The 789-nt window shown below is 36.4% G+C and carries 1 protein-coding gene and 1 pseudogene; both read right to left on the bottom strand.

What is annotated here, in order from left to right; translation table 11 throughout:
• Positions 1–91: 91 nt before the first annotated feature.
• Positions 92–622 (bottom strand): SMI1/KNR4 family protein, encoded by a 531-nt coding sequence (locus HMPREF2794_RS26835; RefSeq protein ID WP_004295476.1) that lies wholly within the window; start codon positions 620–622, stop codon positions 92–94.
• An 81-nt stretch (positions 623–703) separates the two neighbouring features.
• Positions 704–789, bottom strand: a pseudogene (locus HMPREF2794_RS30070) (SMI1/KNR4 family protein); the annotation flags it as partial.

Raw genomic sequence — 789 nt, 5'->3', positions numbered from 1 at the left:
TTCATTTTTATTTCGTTTTTGACCGCAACTAATGTTCGGCGGATAATCGACCATTTAGGGAGATTCTTCCGCTTGTTATGTGCCTTACTTACTATTCCTCATATTTCTCAGCATTTTCAAGCCCTCGTATAAAATCCTCAAAATTTTCTGCTAATGTAGTTATTTTGAAATCTGATTCTTGATCGATATGCACAACTTTTGGTTCTCCGAATGGACCACATTCTCGATAATCCAAGAAAATCATATCATGCCCAGCACTCGGACAGTCACAAATAGCCACACCTATTTCCGGATATCCCCATTCATCAATCATAAACTGACTGCCAATTTCTCCACATAGTGAATAGTCCTTTTCCCTACCTATACCGTAAATGCCAGTTATAGCAATATGGTCTTCAGCCCAATTTGTGGGTGAATCAGTAGGGAAGCATGTATTGAAAGGGATGCCTCCATTATGCTGCTTCATCAGCCATATATAGGAAGCTGGCAACTTGTATCCTAATTCTTTCTCTACATCAGCTATCAATTCATCAGTTGGGGCATCACTGATATACTCCTTGCGGGCATAGTAATTATCATCCCAAAAGTTTGTAAAATCAAAACCTTCAAATTCTTGTTTCATATTCTCATTTTCTTTTTTTGTGGCACATAATGTTCGGTGGATAATCAATCTTTCAGAGAGATTTATCTGCTTGTTATAAACCTATTTGAAATTTGTCAGTATATCATTCTTTTTATTGGAAGACAACATTTCTAATAAATGATTAAAGCTATCGCAAACAAATTCTG

Origin of the sequence: Bacteroides sp. HMSC067B03, assembly GCF_001811315.1 — a bacterium.
Lineage (GTDB): Bacteria > Bacteroidota > Bacteroidia > Bacteroidales > Bacteroidaceae > Bacteroides > Bacteroides faecis.
The sequence above is the reverse complement of the archived record's forward strand: the minus strand, read 5'-3'. Positions and strand labels throughout refer to the sequence as shown.

Excerpts from the sequence above, each read along its gene's own strand:
- HMPREF2794_RS26835 (WP_004295476.1), bottom strand. The coding sequence starts at position 622 with ATGAAACAAGAATTTGAAGGTTTTGATTTTACAAACTTTTGGGATGAT.